The sequence below is a fragment of the Mesorhizobium sp. P2_E7 genome (assembly GCF_056403855.1).
In genome coordinates this window covers 390,024-406,413 of the sequence record NZ_JBFUER010000001.1, presented here as the reverse complement: position 1 = coordinate 406,413, position 16,390 = coordinate 390,024, and the positions used below count along the sequence as shown (strand labels likewise).

Annotated in this window: 15 protein-coding genes; 10 read left to right on the top strand and 5 right to left on the bottom strand. The window is 60.7% G+C overall.

Features of this window, described 5'->3' with window-relative positions; genetic code table 11:
- Positions 1-136 precede the first annotated feature (136 nt).
- Positions 137-370, bottom strand: coding sequence for a hypothetical protein (locus AC1DYC_RS02025; RefSeq protein WP_477402352.1), 234 nt, complete (start codon positions 368-370; stop codon positions 137-139).
- A gap of 237 nt (positions 371-607) precedes the next feature.
- On the opposite strand from AC1DYC_RS02025, the gene AC1DYC_RS02020 reads away from it, so the two are divergent.
- Complete coding sequence (locus AC1DYC_RS02020; RefSeq protein WP_477408127.1) at positions 608-1,648, top strand: aminopeptidase; 1,041 nt, start codon at positions 608-610, stop codon at positions 1,646-1,648.
- Positions 1,649-1,657: 9 nt separating this feature from the next.
- On the opposite strand, the gene AC1DYC_RS02015 is transcribed toward AC1DYC_RS02020, so the two are convergent.
- A complete protein-coding gene (locus AC1DYC_RS02015) occupies positions 1,658-2,803 on the bottom strand; it encodes an ROK family transcriptional regulator (protein ID WP_477282052.1) in 1,146 nt (381 codons plus the stop codon).
- Positions 2,804-3,007: 204 nt separating this feature from the next.
- Between AC1DYC_RS02015 and AC1DYC_RS02010 the strand changes: the two genes are divergently transcribed.
- From AC1DYC_RS02010 to AC1DYC_RS01970, 9 genes are all read left to right on the top strand, one after another.
- Positions 3,008-4,276: an ABC transporter substrate-binding protein gene (locus AC1DYC_RS02010; RefSeq protein WP_477403530.1), complete on the top strand. Its 1,269-nt coding sequence runs from the start codon at positions 3,008-3,010 to the stop codon at positions 4,274-4,276.
- Positions 4,277-4,358: 82 nt separating this feature from the next.
- A complete protein-coding gene (locus AC1DYC_RS02005; protein ID WP_477403528.1) occupies positions 4,359-5,294 on the top strand; it encodes a carbohydrate ABC transporter permease in 936 nt (311 codons plus the stop codon).
- Positions 5,287-6,192: a carbohydrate ABC transporter permease gene (locus AC1DYC_RS02000; RefSeq protein ID WP_477403526.1), complete on the top strand. Its 906-nt coding sequence runs from the start codon at positions 5,287-5,289 to the stop codon at positions 6,190-6,192. The genes AC1DYC_RS02005 and AC1DYC_RS02000 overlap by 8 nt, the downstream gene beginning before the upstream one ends.
- Positions 6,193-6,274: 82 nt before the next feature.
- Positions 6,275-7,381 carry an ABC transporter ATP-binding protein gene (locus AC1DYC_RS01995; RefSeq protein ID WP_477403524.1) on the top strand — a complete coding sequence of 369 codons (1,107 nt, stop codon included), beginning with the start codon at positions 6,275-6,277 and terminating at the stop codon, positions 7,379-7,381.
- Positions 7,382-7,393: 12 nt separating this feature from the next.
- Positions 7,394-8,161 (top strand): SDR family NAD(P)-dependent oxidoreductase, encoded by a 768-nt coding sequence (locus AC1DYC_RS01990; RefSeq protein ID WP_477403522.1) that lies wholly within the window; start codon positions 7,394-7,396, stop codon positions 8,159-8,161.
- On the top strand, positions 8,158-9,174 hold the full coding sequence (locus AC1DYC_RS01985; protein WP_477403520.1) for a sugar phosphate isomerase/epimerase family protein: 1,017 nt from the start codon (positions 8,158-8,160) through the stop codon (positions 9,172-9,174). Before AC1DYC_RS01990 ends, AC1DYC_RS01985 begins: the two co-directional genes overlap by 4 nt.
- Positions 9,174-9,986 (top strand): SDR family NAD(P)-dependent oxidoreductase, encoded by an 813-nt coding sequence (locus AC1DYC_RS01980; RefSeq protein WP_477403518.1) that lies wholly within the window; start codon positions 9,174-9,176, stop codon positions 9,984-9,986. The genes AC1DYC_RS01985 and AC1DYC_RS01980 overlap by 1 nt, the downstream gene beginning before the upstream one ends.
- 466 nt (positions 9,987-10,452) lie before the next feature.
- Positions 10,453-11,292: a hypothetical protein gene (locus AC1DYC_RS01975; RefSeq protein WP_477403516.1), complete on the top strand. Its 840-nt coding sequence runs from the start codon at positions 10,453-10,455 to the stop codon at positions 11,290-11,292.
- A gap of 834 nt (positions 11,293-12,126) precedes the next feature.
- Positions 12,127-13,713 carry a hypothetical protein gene (locus AC1DYC_RS01970; RefSeq protein ID WP_477403514.1) on the top strand — a complete coding sequence of 529 codons (1,587 nt, stop codon included), beginning with the start codon at positions 12,127-12,129 and terminating at the stop codon, positions 13,711-13,713.
- Here AC1DYC_RS01970 and AC1DYC_RS01965 read toward each other — a convergent pair.
- From AC1DYC_RS01965 to AC1DYC_RS01955, 3 genes are read right to left on the bottom strand one after another with little or no spacing between them, the layout of a single operon-like run.
- Complete coding sequence (locus tag AC1DYC_RS01965; RefSeq protein WP_477403512.1) at positions 13,703-15,091, bottom strand: ThiF family adenylyltransferase; 1,389 nt, start codon at positions 15,089-15,091, stop codon at positions 13,703-13,705. The two genes, AC1DYC_RS01970 and AC1DYC_RS01965, sit on opposite strands and share 11 nt — an antisense overlap.
- A 29-nt stretch (positions 15,092-15,120) precedes the next feature.
- A complete protein-coding gene (locus AC1DYC_RS01960; RefSeq protein ID WP_477403510.1) occupies positions 15,121-15,516 on the bottom strand; it encodes a hypothetical protein in 396 nt (131 codons plus the stop codon).
- The gene (locus tag AC1DYC_RS01955; RefSeq protein WP_477403508.1) at positions 15,513-15,839 is read right to left on the bottom strand and encodes a multiubiquitin domain-containing protein; all 327 of its coding nucleotides are present in this window, start codon (positions 15,837-15,839) and stop codon (positions 15,513-15,515) included. The genes AC1DYC_RS01960 and AC1DYC_RS01955 overlap by 4 nt, the downstream gene beginning before the upstream one ends.
- Positions 15,840-16,390 lie beyond the last annotated feature (551 nt).

The window sequence follows — 16,390 nt, the reverse complement described above, 5'->3', positions numbered from 1 at the left end:
ATTTCAAATGGCGGCGGCGGCAACTGCAATATTGCGCTCAATATTATTCGATAGAGAGCGCTCCACCAAACACAAGGCAATACTGCGGGCGTTTCCGGTCTGGGCTATGGCCGGCAGCTAGTCGACGCGCGCCGCTCTACTGGTCCGAAAAGCTCACGCTCACGCCGCGCTGGCGAAAATATGCCTGCATCAACTTGCGGCCCTGGCGGTTGTTCTGCGCCAACTTGGCCGGATCGAACACCGCCTGTTTTGCCCCTTCTCGAGCCAGCGCCGCCTTGAGCGTCGCGATATGGGCGTCGATGTCGGCATTGTCCGCCCGCAACGAGGCATAAATGCTCTCGGTCGCCTGGGCCACGGTGGGTTCGCTCACAGCTGTCGTCCTTTGGTTGGTCGAGCGGCGGCTTAACACAGATTCGGGGCTTCGCCGATACCGCGGTGAACCTCCCATCCTGGGCGAATGGCCGCATTGCCAACCAGCCAAAGTCGAAAGTCCGACCTGCTGCCGCGCTGCTCTTGACGAAAATCGGTGCGCCTGTTTGAGAACGGGGAGACATCGCTGCATGGGGCGACGAGCAAGGGTGGGCAAACTGTGAAGCGCGTTCTTCGGATGCTTGCCGCGGCGATCATGGCGTCCGGGGTGACCGGCTGCACAAGCATTTCCTACTACGCGCAGTCACTGGAGGGTCACGCGCAGATCATGGCGGCGCGCAGGAATGTCGGGAAACTCATCCATGATCCTGCGACGCCCGAGGCCTTGCGCGCCAGGCTGACGTCGGCGAGCGCCATAAGACAGTTTGCGACCGACGAACTCGCGCTGCCCGACAACAGCAGCTACCGCAGCTATGTCGACATTCATCGCGACGCCGTGACCTTTGCCGTTTTTGCAGCGCCGCAATTCTCGCTCGCGCCCATAACATGGTGCTTTCCGGTCTTCGGCTGCGTTCCGTACCGGGGTTACTTCTCCCGGAAGTCGGCGACCGAGAGCGCCGTCGAGCTTCATAAGCAGGGGCTGGACGTCTATGTCTCGGGCGTCACCGCCTATTCCACGCTGGGCTGGTCCAGCGACCCGCTGCTAAGCACCATGCTGCGTCAGGACGACACCTATCTGGCAAGCCTTGTCTTTCATGAATTGGCGCATCAGCGCCTTTATGTGGACGGCGATTCCGCATTCAACGAGGCTTTCGCCGTTGCCGTCGAAACCAGCGGCGTCAGGAAGTGGCTCCGCGCCGCCGGCGATCGGGCCGGATTGCGCCGCTACGAAGCCGATCGCAAGCGCAACGCCGATTTTCTCGGACTGGTGTCGAAAACGCGCGACGAGTTACGGCAGGTCTATGCAAGTCCCCGTCCCCCGGAGCAGATGGCGGCTGCCAAAGCCGCCACGATCGACAGGCTGCGCGTGCGCTACCGGCAGATGCGCGACAAAGACTGGGCCGGATACCGGGGATACGACGCCTGGTTCAATGCCCCGATCAACAACGCAAAGCTCGCCGCAACGGCGGTCTACGGTGAACAGGTTCCGGCCTTTCTTCGCTTGTTCGACTTGTGTTCGGGCGATTATCCAAGGTTTTACGCCTCTGTTCGGCGGATAGCGGACCTGCCCAAATCGTCTCGCGCCGAGGCGCTCAACGGCGTGGATAGGTGTGGTTGACGCTGACGCTCACCCCAACGACAGTTCCTTCGTCTGGTGTCGCAGCACGAGGCCGACCGCGCCCAGCAAGGCGTCGTTCTCGGTGTGCTTGCCGATGATGATGCGCGTGCGCAGCGCCGGGGCGATGTCGCGGGACTTGATGAGGGTGTGGCGTTCGTAGGAGGCGATCAGCGGAGTCAACAGAATGTCGCCGGCCAAGGCCATGTGGCCGCCGATGATGATAAGCGGCGGATTGAGCACCGAGCCGATCAGGCCGAGACCGCGGCCGGCGATCTCGGCGGTATCCTCGATCATCCGCAACGCCCTGACGTCTCCCTGTTCGGCCATGGCGATGACATCGTCCATGGTGACTTGTCGTCCGACGACACGCGAAATCTGTTCCAGCGGCCGGGTAAAACTCGCGTAGAGCTCCAGGCAGCCGCGATTGCCGCAGCGGCAGAGATCGCCGCCGGGATCGATGCTGATGTGGCCGAATTCGCCGGCGCCGCCTGCGATGCCCGTCACCAGCCGGCCATTCTGGACAATGGCGCCACCGACCCCCAGATCGATCTTGAACAGCACGAAATCGTCACGGCCGACGGCCGCACCCCACATCAGCTCCGCAATGGCCGCGCAGTTGCTCTCATTGTCGGCGAAGATCGGCTGTTCCAGCACGGGTCCAAACACATCCCGGATGTTGACGCCGGCCCAGGTTGGAACCATGCTCGCGCGCAGCACCATCCCGTCGCGACTGACAGGGCCGGAGACGGAGACCCCAACCCCCAGGAGCCCCGCCACCGGCAGACCGTTTTCCTTGTAAGACTGGGCAATTGCCGATTTGACCGCCTGGGCAGCCTGTTGCGGCTGGTAGTCCAAGGCCATGGGAATAGTTTGTTCAGCAATGACGGAATGTGAGACATCGGCGACGATGAGCCGGATCTCGTGAAGAGCCAGGTGAATTCCGACGCAGGTGCCCGCTGTCGGATTGAGCGTCACCGCCGCTGCCGGCCTGCCTATAGCTTTGATGCCATCGCTGCTCGTCGTGGCTTCGATCACCATACCTGACTTTTTCAAGCCATTGAGCGCGGTCGAGACCGTCGAGCGCGCCAGACCGGTGGCGCGCGTGATCTGCAACGCGGAGAGTGCACCGCGCTCGCTCAGGCAGCGCACGATCATGCTCTCCGGCGAGGCGGACGGCCTGTCGATCAGCCAGGTTCTAAGCGAAGGTTTTGTCATGGACCAACATAAACATCGTTGACTGATAGCTCCAATATGTCATCTTGGAAAGAACTCGAGATTAACGCATCTCGCCGGCGGCGGCTTCAAACCGCGGCCTAAGCGGTCGATACGAACCGTGCAACCACATATGGGAGTGAAACCATGAAATCCGTCATGACCGCCTTTGCGGTCGCTGCTGCTGCGTGCACCTTTGTCGCCGGGGCAGCCTTGGCCGAGCCCAAGACGAACCTTTTGCACCAATGGTCGACCGGGTCGGACGCCCAGGCGATCGCCAAGCTCGGCGAGATGTTCACCGCCAAGGGCGGCAAATGGGAACAGACCTCGATCGCCGGTCACACGGCCAACACGCTGGCCAAACTGCGTGCCGACGTGATCGCCGGCAATGCGCCGCCCGCCGTGCAGCTCAAAGGCCCCGAAATCGCCGAGTGGAACGAGACCGGCATGACCGCCGATCTCGACGAGCTGGCGGCCTCGGAAGGCTGGGAAAAGGTGGTGGCGCCGGAATTGCTGCCGGTGATGAAGCCGACCGGCAAATGGGTCGCCGCGCCCATGAACATCCACCGTATCAACTGGCTCTGGGCGTCGCCGAAGGTCATGCAGGCCGCTGGCGTGACGGAAATGCCCAAGACCTGGGCCGAGTTCAATGCGGCCTGCGACAAGATCGTCGCCTCAGGCAAGATCTGCATCTCGCATTCGACCGCCGACTGGACGGATTCGACGGTGTTCGAGGTCGTGCTCTACGGCCAGGACATCGATCTCTATCGCAAGGCCTTCGTCCAGGGCGATGTCGAAGCCATGCGCAGCCCGGGGATGGTCAAGGCCTTCGAGCAGATGCGCCTGATGACCAGCAAGTACATGGATCCGGGCATGGTCGGCCGCGACTGGGATTCGATGTCGGCGCTCGTCGGCAAGGGCGACGCGGCGTTCCACATCATGGGTGACTGGACGATCGGCCTTTTGACCGCCGCCGGCTTCGAGGAAGGCACCGACTATGTCTGCGCCCAGGCGCCGACCGATTGGGGCAAGCCCGGCTTCATCCTCAACTCGGACTCGGTGGTGTTCTTCAAGCAGAAGGACCAGGATTACATCGACGGCCAGAAGCTGCTGGCCAGCCTCATCCTGTCGGCCGATTTCCAGACGGTGTTCAACCAGGCCAAGGGCTCGATCCCGGCACGCCTGGATATCGATCTGTCGAAGGGCTTCAATCCGTGCCAGCAACTCTCGCAGAAGGATCTGCAGGCGTCGATCAAGGATGGCACGCTGGTCCGCTCGATGGCGCACAACATGACCATCCCGCAGAAGATGCGCGGCGCGATCATGGACTCCATCACCGAGTTCGTGGCGACGCCCGACATGTCGGCCGAGGATGGCGCCAATGCGATGGCCGACGCGGCAGAAGCACAGAAATAGACGGGGAACGGCCGGGCGCAATGACTATCGCACCCGGCCATCCGCCATCCCAGTCCCGCGCCCTGCCAGTCCAGTGCTCTGAATGTCAAATCACGACCTGATCCTGTCGGCCCCGGCCCCTGCCCGCCCCTGGCGGGAGCGGCTGGGCTCCGCGGTGCCCTTGCTGGTGCTCGGCCCCTCGCTGGTGGCGAGCTTCGTCTACGTCTTCGTCTTCACCGGCTGGACGCTCTACATCTCGCTCTCGAACTCCTCGCTGCTGCCGACCTACGGCTTCGTCGGCCTGGACAACTACGCGTCGCTGTGGGCGAACCGGCGCTGGAACATCGCCTACAACAATCTGTTTTTGTTCAGCGGTTTCTACATCGTCGGCTCGATGGCGGTGGGACTGCTGCTGGCGATCCTGATCGACCAGCGCGTGCGCGGCGAAGCGGCCTGGCGCACGATCTTCCTCTATCCGCTGGCCGTCTCCTTCATCGTCACCGGCACGGTCTGGAGCTGGCTCTACAACCCGGTCGACGGCATCCAGGCGCTGGTGCGTGGTTTCGGCTGGACAAGCTTCAGTTTCGCACTCGCCAGCGACCGGCACTATGCGATCTACGCAGTGATCATCACCGGCGTCTGGCAGGCCTCGGGCTTTGCCATGGCGCTGTTCCTCGCCGGTCTGCGCTCGGTGGATCAGGACCTCGTCAAGGCGGCGCAGATCGACGGCGCATCGACCTTCCGCATCTATCGCAAAGTGCTTCTGCCAACGATTGCGCCGATCTTCCTGGCGGTCGCCGTCATCCAGATCCAGTTCGCCATCAAGACCTTCGACCTCGTGGCCGCCCTCACCAAAGGCGGCCCGGGAATCTCGACCACCTTCCCCGCCATCTACGTCTATGACCTGATGTTCCAGCGCGGCCAGATCGGCGAAGGGGCAGCCGCCGCCATCATGATGCTTGCCGCTCTGGCCGTGGTGCTGGTGCCCTATTCGTTCTGGGTGGTCTGGCGACGGCGCAAGGAAGCCGGCCATGGCTGACGTCTCACTCGACCAGTCGCTCGATCGTCGCGCCGCCACGGTTGCGGCGCGCCGGCATTTCCTCACCCGCTTCGTCATCTATGGACTGCTGGTCATCTTCGCGGCGATCTACCTGATCCCGTTGCTGGTCGTGGTGCTGAATTCATTTCGCGATCAGCAAGAGATCGCGCGCAACGGGTTGATCTCGCTGCCACGCAGCTTCCGCCTCGAAGCCTGGGGCCAGGCCTGGAGCACCTATTGCATCGGCGGCACCTGCGAGGGCATGCAGCGCAATTTCTACAACTCTTTGAAAATGACGATCCCGGCGACGATCATCTCGACGGCGGTCGGCGCGATGAACGGTTACACCCTGTCGAAATGGCGTTTCAGGGGTTCGGAAGCGCTGTTTACCTGCATGCTGCTCGGCGTCTTTATTCCGGGCCAGATTTCGTTGATGCCGTGGGCGTTCATCCTCGGCAATCTGGGGCTCAGCAATTCGGTCTACGGGCTCGTCCTCATCCACGTCATCCAGGGCATTTCGTTCACCACCCTGTTTTGCCGCAACTACTACGTCAGCATCCCCGACGACCTCATCAAGGCGGCGCGCATCGACGGCGCCGGCTTCTGGCGCATCTTCCGCAAGATCATTCTGCCGCTCTCCTCCCCGATCCTGATCGTCACGGTGATCTGGCAGTTCACCGGCATCTGGAACGAATATCTGTTCGGTGTCGTCTTCACCTCCGGGCAGCAACAGCCGATCACCGCCGCGCTCGTCGCGCTGACGGCAAGCGGCACGAATGTCCGCGCCTACGATGTCATGAGCGCCGCCGTGCTGATCGGCGCGCTGCCGCCGCTGCTGATCTATCTCTTCGGCGGCAAGTATTTCGTCCGCGGCCTGACCCAGGGTGCGATCAAGTGAGCCGCAATCAAATGAGGCGCAATCAAGTGAGCGGAGCCTGCCCCATGTCGCCGATCGTCCTGTCCCGGAAGAAGGGCATCGCATGTCGACATTGACCATCCGATCCCTGCGCAAGAACTTCGGCGCGGTCGAGGTGCTGAAGGGCATCGATCTCGAGGCGCAGAACGGCGAGTTCATCGCGCTGGTCGGACCGTCCGGCTGCGGCAAGTCCACCCTGCTGGCGATGATCGCCGGGCTGGAATCCGTTACCTCCGGCGAAATCCGCATAGACGGAAGGCTGGTCAATTCGGTTGCGCCGAAGGACCGCGACATCGCCATGGTGTTCCAGTCCTACGCGCTCTACCCGACGATGACGGTGCGCGAGAACATCACCTTCGGCATGGAAAGCCGCCGCGTGCCGAAGCCGCAGCAGGACGAGGCCGTCAAGCGAGTTGCCGCCTTCCTGCAGATAGAGCCGCTGCTTGGGCGTAAGCCCGGACAGCTCTCAGGCGGCCAGCGCCAGCGCGTCGCGATGGGCCGGGCGCTGGTGCGTGATCCCAAACTGTTCCTGTTCGACGAGCCGCTTTCCAATCTCGACGCCAAGCTGCGCGTCGACATGCGAACCGAAATCAAGAAGCTGCATCACCGCGTCGGCAAGACGACGGTCTACGTCACCCACGACCAGGTCGAGGCGATGACGCTGGCATCGCGCATCGCCGTGATGCATCAGGGCGAGGTCCAGCAGTTCGATGAGCCGGCCACGATCTACAACCGTCCGGCCAACATGTTCGTCGCCGGCTTCATGGGTTCGCCGGCGATGAATTTTCTGCCGGCCGAACTGAGCCAGGAAGGCGGCCGCCCCGCTGTCGCCTTGCAGACCGCCGACGGCAAGACAGCCAGCCTGCCGATCGTCCAGACCCTGCCATCCGATACGCCGCGACAGCTCATACTCGGCATCCGGCCGGAGCACATCTACCGGTTCGATCCCGATCTTGCGCGCCGCAAGCCAGGCATCGCGCAAATCGATGCCGTGGTCGAACTGGTCGAGCCGACGGGTGCGGAGACCATGGCCGTTCTGCGCCTGGGCGGCAAGGAGATCACCGGTCGCTTCGACCCCGACGGCACGCCGGGAATGGGTGAGACGGTGACGCTCGGCATCGACATGGCGCGTGCCTGCCTGTTCGACCCGACGACCCAACGCCTGATCTGAAAGAGTTCTGCCTTGTCTTTCGCCATCTATCCGAGCCTGACTGAGCGTGTCGTGCTGATCACCGGCGGCGCTTCGGGCATCGGCGCCGACACGGTCCGCGCCTTCGCCGCCAATGGCGCACGCGTCGCGTTTTTCGACCTGCAACAGGAGGCCGGCGAGGAACTCGCGCGCGAACTCGCCGCCACGGCAGCGCACGCGCCACTCTTCTTGCGCTGCGACGTGACCGATATCCCTGCCCTCCAGGCTGCGATCGGCACGGTGCGCGACCGCCTCGGACCGGTCGCGGTGCTGGTCAACAACGCCGCCGACGACCATCGCCACCGGGTCGCCGACATAACGCAGGCGACCTGGGACCACGCCCAAGACGTGAACCTCAGGCACCACTTCTTTGCCGCCCAGGCCGTGCATCCGCACATGAAGGCGTTGGGCTTCGGGTCGATCGTCAATTTCTCCTCGATCGCCTGGCGTTTCGGCGCAGCCGAGATGGCGCCCTATGCGGCGGCCAAGGCTGCTGTGGTCGGGCTGACCTTCGCGCTGGCGCAGGCGTTTGGCCCCGACAACATCCGCGTCAACGCAATCGAGCCTGGTGCCGTCATCACCGACCGGCAACGGCAGCTCTGGTTCAAGACTCAAGGTGCAGTCGACCAGGTCGTGCAGCGCCAGATGATCCCTAGGGTTCTGCTCGGCGACGAGATTGCGCGCACGGTGCTGTTCCTCGCCGCCGACGACAGCCGCATGATCACCAAGCAATCGATCACCGTGGATGCCGGCCTGCGATGACCCAGCCAAAGGATCGCTTCATGCTCGAGGTCGGCCTGAACCCCTACGGCCTGACCTATCATCTCGGCCTGCAGGGCCGTGGCACGCCACGCGCCAATCCAAGGCCGGCGGGGCTCGAAGGGTTCATATCACTGGCAACCGAACTCGGCGCGAAGGTGCTGGAGATCTGGGTACCATGGCTGAGCGAGCTTTCCGACGACGCGGTGATCGCGCTGCGGGAAAGGCTCGCCGGCCTTGGCATCACCCCGATCGTTAGCGGCGGCCTACTGGTGGGCGGACCGCTGGACGACGCATTTCGGGCCGCACGCCTGCTCAGGGCCAAGATCATCCGGACGGCGCTGACGCCGGTTCTGTGTGGCGACCGCAACGCTGCCGGCGAGACATGGGGCGAGTACGCCGGCATCATTCGGGAGCGATTGGTGGAGTGGGGTGCCCGCGCGTCTGCCGAAGGCTATGTCCTCGCCATCGAAAACCACCAGGATTTCACCAGCCAGGAGCTCGTCGATTTCTGTGCGCTTGGCGGCCAAGGTGTCGGCGTCACCTTCGACACCGGCAACACATTCCCGGTCGGCGAAGCGCCGCTCGATTTTGCGCGGCGGATCGCCCCTTATGTCCGCCATGTCCACCTCAAGGACTACCGCGTGCAGTTCACGGGCGAAGGCTACCGGCTGATCCGTTGCGCCATCGGCGATGGCGCGGTGCCGTTTGCCGAGCTGTTTGCAATTCTTGGCCAGCACCATGATCGCATGACCGCCGTTCTCGAACCGGGCGCTTTGGAGGCGCGGCATGTGCGCTTTCTCAGCGACGACTGGTGGCACGGCTATCCGCAGAAGTCTGCGCGCGAATTTGCCGCCTGTTTGGCGGCAGCGCAGCGCAACCGGCTGCCCGACGATGCCGACACCCGCACCCCCTGGGAGCGCGAGGACGACGTTTCACTGGTTTCCTATGAGCTCGACATGATCCGGCGCAGCGCCGCCAACATGCGCAACCTTGGTTTGATGGAGAAGATCTGATGACGGCACGTGAACTCGATGGATTGACCGCCTTCGTCACCGGCTCCGGCCGTGGCCTCGGCCGCGTGATGGCCGAGCGCCTGGCGGAACTCGGCGCCAATGTCGCGATCCACGACATGGATGAGACAGCGCCGGCCAAATATGGCGAGTTCGCCAATCTCGGCGAGGTGGTCGAGCGGCTGAAGCGGCATGGCACGAAGGTCACCTCGGTGACCGGCAACATTGGCGACCAGAAGGCGGTGGCCGAGATGAAGCGCAAGATCGAGGCCGATCTCGGCGATGTGCATGTGCTGGTCAATTGCGCCGGCGGCGACATCGGCGCCAAGGGCGGCAAGCCGAACCCCAACAACGCCCTCGACATCGACCTGGCTGACATACGCGTGCTCACCGAAAACAATCTGATCGGCGCGATGCTGGTGTGCCAGGCCTTCGTGCCGCCGATGAAGCGGCGCGGCGGCGGCTCCGTCATCAACATCGCGTCGGCGGCGGCACATCTCGGCTGCTCGCCCGAGGTCGTCTACTCCACCTTGAAGGCCGCGGTGGTGCATTACACGCGCTGCCTCGCCAAGGAACTGATCGACGACGGCGTGCGCATCAATGCGGTCAGCCCGGGCGCCACCAAGACGGCACGCTTCCAGGCGACCCGCGTGGTCGATCCGGAGCGCATGGATTCGAGCCGGAAATCGCTGAACCGCTATGCCGAGCCGGAAGAGATCGCCGAGGCGGTGGCCTTCCTCGCCGGCCCACGCGCGCGCTTCATCAACGGCCAGGTCATCCGCGTCGACGGCGGGTTTACGATCTTTCCGGGGTGAATGGCGGCGGTGCGGCTGCCGCAGGGCAATCGCATCCGAGCGGCGCCCTGCGACCCGAAGGTTTGCCCGGCACGTACCCCCACCCTTAATCCCTCCCCACAGGGGGGGAGGGAGACCTGGTCGGTGCTGATCTCCTGAAATCGCCTAGGTTCGACCCCAAAAAGGCGGCATGCGGCAGCGTTCCCTCCCCCTTGTGGGGAGGGTTAGGGTGGGGGTCCTCTTCACAAAAACCCATATGCGTTTGCCCTGCCGGCTGCCGGGCGACCCATCGAGCGCGTGGAACGCTACCATCGCCGCCCCTGCCCCCGTGGCTATGGACGAATCTCCTCATGCGCAATAAGGATTGGGATACGGTCTGCCGTGGCGCTTTCGCGCTGAGGCAGGCGACGTTCGATCAATGACGCTGCGCCGGGCGCCTGTTCGATGACGCCGCCCTGCAAACGTGTCGAAACCGGGGGACCTGGTCATGGCCGACAACAACAAGCCGACCGTAGACGTTACCAAGGATTGGCAAGCATCGCAGGGCCAGAAGTCCGGCGCCACGCGCCTTAGGCTTTTCGCCGTGCTGTCGTGGATCATCGCCATTGGCGGCGAGATCGCCGGGATCGTCTTGCTCTACAAGCACAAGTTCGACCAGGGCAACCTGCCGCTTTTGATCGGCATCCTGGTCGGGATCGCGATTTTCGCCATCGCCGGCAGCTTGCTCTGGAAGGCGGCCAACAGGAAGGACCCGGCCCGCGAATCCGACACATTCCGGTTCTTCGTCCAGAACCAGCTCGGCGCGATCATCACGCTGATTGCCTTCCTGCCGCTGGTTCTCTTGATCCTCAACGACAAGAACATGGACCCGAAGAGCAAGAAGATTGCCGGCGGCATCGGCGCTGTGCTGGCCGTGGTTGCGACGCTGATCGGGGTCAGTTACCAGCCCCCGTCGGTCGAGCAGTACACGCAGGACATGAACGCCTGCGCGGCGCAGATCAAGGCGGGGCAGCCGACCACAGCCTGTTCGCCCGAAGTCGCCGCCCAGGCGCAGGCGATCGCCACCGACTCCACCACGGTGGCCGATGCGACGAAGGACGCGGCACACCCCAACGGCCAGGATATCGTGTACTGGATCGCGCCGGAGAACGGCGCCGCCAAGTCCGACACGGAGCATGTCTTCCACCTCTGCGCAGCTGTCAGCCCGCTGAAGGACAAGACCGTCAACAGCGGCACCGTGACGGAAGCCTACGCCCAGAACGCCATCCGCATCACCAAGCAGATCGAGATGGAACAGAAGCAGTGCGGGTTCACGACCACGCCGTGAGGCCGCCCGCGTTCTGGCGCGCCTAGCGGAGCATGCCGTTCGCACCGGTTGCGGAGTGAAACTGATCTCCATCCAGCGCGTAGAAACCCGCGGTTGGCAACGAAGCGACACCCGCGGCAAACCGACCTAGAGCCACCCACAGAAGCGCCGACGCGGACGCCCTCTCCGGCGACAACGCCTTTACGACCATGAGGCGGCAATTGCTCCGAAGGGCTCGCGTTTGAGGTAGAAGGGGGCGGCAGAGAGGCAGGACGGGCAACCCGGGGGCGCCGGTCTGCGCAGCTGCTATTCGATGCGGTCAGGCAAGGACAGAGCGCCTAAGCCAGCTTTGCCAATCAAGGGCAAAATTAAGCATTCCAAGTTCTACTACTTCACGGTGCTGTTACAGGCATGTTATGCTGCGAACAAAGGCGGAACCAGTCACCATCTTCATCTTGTACACCGAAATCGACAGTTTGATCTCTTGGTTTAATTGACGAGATGGTCTATAATATCTCAATGGATTCGTAAATGACGGTGCCAGCCGCATGCCTGATGAGTGGTGCTCGCAGGCCTCATAGACAACATCACGTAAAAAGCCCTTCATGACGGAAAAACCGACAAGCAGGCCTTGGTCCGTTCCGAAAACGTCGGAGCGCATCGAAATGAGTGCTCACGATATTGGCTTTACGCTAAGGACCGATGAGAAAACACTCATTGAGATAGATCAATTACAGGAAGAGGCTATTAAGGCCGCACAGGCCACGAAGAAATTTGCACTTCGATAGCTGTACTACAATTTGATACTCTTCTAGAATTCCCGCCTATTTTCCTCGTCGTTCAAGCAAATTGCCGATGACCGTCGACTACCTGATAGGACAGCTGGAGAATGAAACCGACTGGAAGGCGCTCGCAGAGCATCTAGGCGGCAGTCAGCGAGTCGTTCGGAGTATCATACGCCACCTAATGACAATCGGGGCAAGGTCCTATCTTATAGAGTCTAGATATATCGACCGCGACTACTCTTCAGACTATCGTCGGTTTTATGCCCAAACCTTCAGAACTTACGAACGCCATTGCACGCGAGTGCATTTTTTTGCCGAAAATATTCAAACCATTCTAAGCCAACCGACTTGGACTGAGCGTACCTACGCCTTGCAAGCCACAAGCAAGCGTAGCTATCTCGGCTTTAGCGTCGTACGCCCGCTACCCAACGCTCCGATCGGGCGCACCATTCTGCGCGGCGACGGACCGGCTGGGAAAAATCTTGAGGCAGTCGTCACGTGCCGCGCCAATGCTCGAGCTAATCTACTCGGGGCTGAACTAGACGTTGTTGGCACGTATTTCATGCAGCAGGACTCGCGTGTTGGCGCTTGCGCACAAGTCGCAATCTGGACTGGCGCGCGTCATATGCATCAGCGTCACAAATACAACTGGCTCTCAGTGGCAGACATCACGAGACTTGCAGCACCTACGACTTCGGAGGAAGCGACGTCGCTACCTGCGGGTTCTGACTTCCTGACCTCAGAGCGCATGATCCGAGCGATCCATGAGATGGGATTTCAACCGCTTTGCGTTGAAGGTAGAGGCAAAGAAATCAGCGCAGCTATCCTTCCTTACGTCGAGTCTGGATTGCCGGTTATCCTTGGCCTCCAAGAAGGAGATTCACTAGGCCATGCAGTTACTGTCATAGGTAGGGTGTTCACTACAAAGAAATCGCCCACAAATCAACTCTCTGACTATATTCCTGCATATATAGTTCACGATGATCAAGCTGGACCATATATGTTGTTGCCTAGCACTTCCCGCATCAAGCAATTCGGTTTTGACCCGAAACAGATCATTCGCCATCGTCTGAACGGCACGACCGAGATTAACCTGAATGTTGAAAAACATGCCGTATTCGCGGTTGCGCTTATGCCAATGCGTGCATTCTCAACGGCGCGCGCCGCCGAGCGAACAGCCCTTGGGCGTTTTAATGCCGCGATGTCAGACATGAAAAATATCCGAGCTAAGCTTGCCGCCCATAATGCACCGATCAATGACCGTTTGCTCGATGAACTCATCGAAGCACACAACAAAAAAAGAATCGTACTTCGAACCTACCTGACCTCTGCCGCAGGCTATCGCAACCACATCGCACAAGGCACCGCGTCGAACGACCTTAAAGATTTGCTCATGCGTTTGCATCTCCCCCACTTCAATTGGATTACAGAGATCTCGACGGTAGATTCCTACAATCAGGCATCACCCGGCATGCGGCGCATGTATGGCCATAGCATTCTTGATGCGACCTCAACCGGCAAAGACGCGGACGGCCTTCTCGCACTACATCTGCCCGGCATCCTGATTAGTCGCAACGTCGTCGATACTAGTGAGAAAGTTAACGTCATACAGAACGACGGCCTCTATGAATGCCGCGAGAAGCGTTTCACCCATTAACGTGGCGCACGGGGAGCGGATGGTTATCACCACGGCCAAGGCGGCTTGACTCCGTACCTGAACACTCCAGGCATTCCGGGCCCTTGCGCGGCATATCGTAACTGGCGGTGCCTTTACGCGAGTTCCACCGAAACCATCCAATTTCTGCATTGTCGTTCTTGAGATCAGTCATGTGGAAGAGGAAGTCGTCCGCTGCGTGAGCGCAAGCGATCGCGTTCATTGTCACCACGCTCGGCGCGGCAACCTGCGCATCATCCACATAGGCATAGCCTTTTTTGACGGCGTCCGGCACAGCTTCATCCTGAAGTCGCGCAGGATTGATGAGGCCATTGCACCACAAGCAACCATGGCCGGGCCGCACAGCACGGGATACGCAAAACACGTCCCCCACTTTTCCGGTTTCGCTTATCGGAATTTTTGCGCCAACCTGCACGCCAGGAATGCCGTACTGGTTGACAATGGCATTAAACAGTAGACGAGCGCTCATCGTGTCCGCAGCCAAGAACAGATAGTCACAATCTGTAAACTTGGCTGCAATATCAGCATCAAGGAAGTCTCGTGGTAAGGCGCTGATTTTGGCTTTCGGATTAGCCCGCTTGATATTGCGCGCCGCCATGTCGACCTTGTAGCGTCGGAAATATTCACGGATGCGCCTCGGCAACCATGTTGGAGGCGTCGCGTCGGAACGAAATGCTGCGATGAGCCGAGGCAGGTTTGTAGCTTCCGCCTTATCGGGATCTGCGAGGATAAACTCCCCAACGCCAAGACGGCCAAGCAGTTCCGCCAGGATCGAGCCCGCGCCGCCAAGTCCGACGATGCCGACCCTTGCGCTGCCAAGAATGGCCTGACCTGCGTCTCCGAACAGCCTGCTCTGCCGGTCATATTCCCCGATACGCCGGGTCATGCGTTGTGGCATTGGATAAATTTCGGAACGATTGTTGCCGACAACTATTGCGTTTGCGAGTTGTGCTCGCTTACGGCCGGCGAACCACAAATCTCCAGCTACTGCATTGCGCGCAAAGACAAGCGCGCCCACTGGCATGCCCCGAGAGATGTCAAGCAGCGCCGGATAACCGCGCTCATGCGAAGACATATCGTCGGAAGAGAAACCAACTGACGTCGTTCCGCCGTGATTATGGATGGCGAGGTAGGCAAGCTTCATGTCACGTGCGCGCAAAATCCGACTTTGAATGAACTCAGCCTTAAGCATACGGTAGCCATGCTTACCGGGCACGTAGTCTTTGCCGTCAATTGCAAGATGCAACTCTCGTGCCACGAGTCGCAAGCCACGGTCGGACTCGCAAATACCGGCGAGAATTATTGCGCCGTGTTCGTCGCCATCGGCCTGGAAAAGATGCGCCATAAGGTCCTTGTACATCTCTTCGGGAATCGTAAGACGCCAGGGGCCTATGGATGAGTTCGCAACCATTGCATAACTTTCAGAAGTTTGAGTGCGGCGGTGTCTAGCGCTGGATTGAGTTTGTTCGAACGGCGCGAGAGCTGTGTCGCAGGTTGTCCGCGACAACTTGCTCCCGCGCCAATACCTTCACCAAGCGCTTGACCATCTGTCCGTGACAGATCCGGACATGTGAAGTGTGGATAGACATCTGCATAGGGATATTGAAACGTGATTTGGAAGGACACCCAAATCTTCTCCTGCCCGTAGGGCGGTCCGAGATGGAGATCACGCACCGTCACATATGCGCCGCCAGATCCATCCGGCTCGACATCAACCTGACAGTCCGGAAAGGACGACCGGATTTCTCCAATCGCCTTTTCAACGATGGGGGTGATCGTGCTCATGAGTTGTCGTCGTTCGGGATCGCGAGGAAGCGGTCACCGTCTTTGACATTGATCTTATCGTCGTCGCCTACAAGCTCGGTCTTGCCGCCACCACGCTCGATACTCAGCACAAAGTCCAGCTGAATACCAACGCCCTGTGCGATCGCCGCTTGCTTGATACTCATGCCAGTCTGTTTTTTATCGGCGATTGCGACGGGCTGCTCGTTGACGAAAATGTGGATGCGCCCGCCGTGATCGCCATTTCCACTACCGCCTGGGCCTTGGTTGCCGCCGCCATGGCCCGAATTGCTATGATCGGAGCCTTTATCTTGCTCGTTTGCCACCGCTTTTCTCCTTGCAAAAATGAAATCTAATTGCTAGTGTGAAATTGAATATTGCACTTGAGATAGGTAATTGCAAGAGTGAAATCGAAAAAAGATAACCAAGGACCGTTCGACGTTGCGGCTCTTCATTCCGCTCTCGACTCCGAACGCATCGCCCGGAACCTAAATTGGAAGGACGTATCCGGACAGGCCGGTGTCAGCGCATCAACCCTGACACGCCTATCGCAAGGTCGAAGGCCGGATGTCGACAGCCTTGCCTCACTAACGAGTTGGCTCGGCCTGTCAGCAGATCGGTTTATGGGTCAGCGAAAGGTGGCATTCGGCCAAGCTAGTCCGTTGACACAGATTTCGACTCTTTTGCGAGATGATCCCAACCTAAACAGCGAAGCAGCTACAGCGCTAGACGAGATGATCAAATCGACTTATGCCCGACTGCGCTCGCAAAGACCGGATGGGTGAGGTTTCGACTGCGACGTCCACCAGCTCGGTGCTGATGGCGTCGACCGGTGCGCGGGTTATGGCAAATGGCGCGCGAGCGCTCTTTGCAGCAC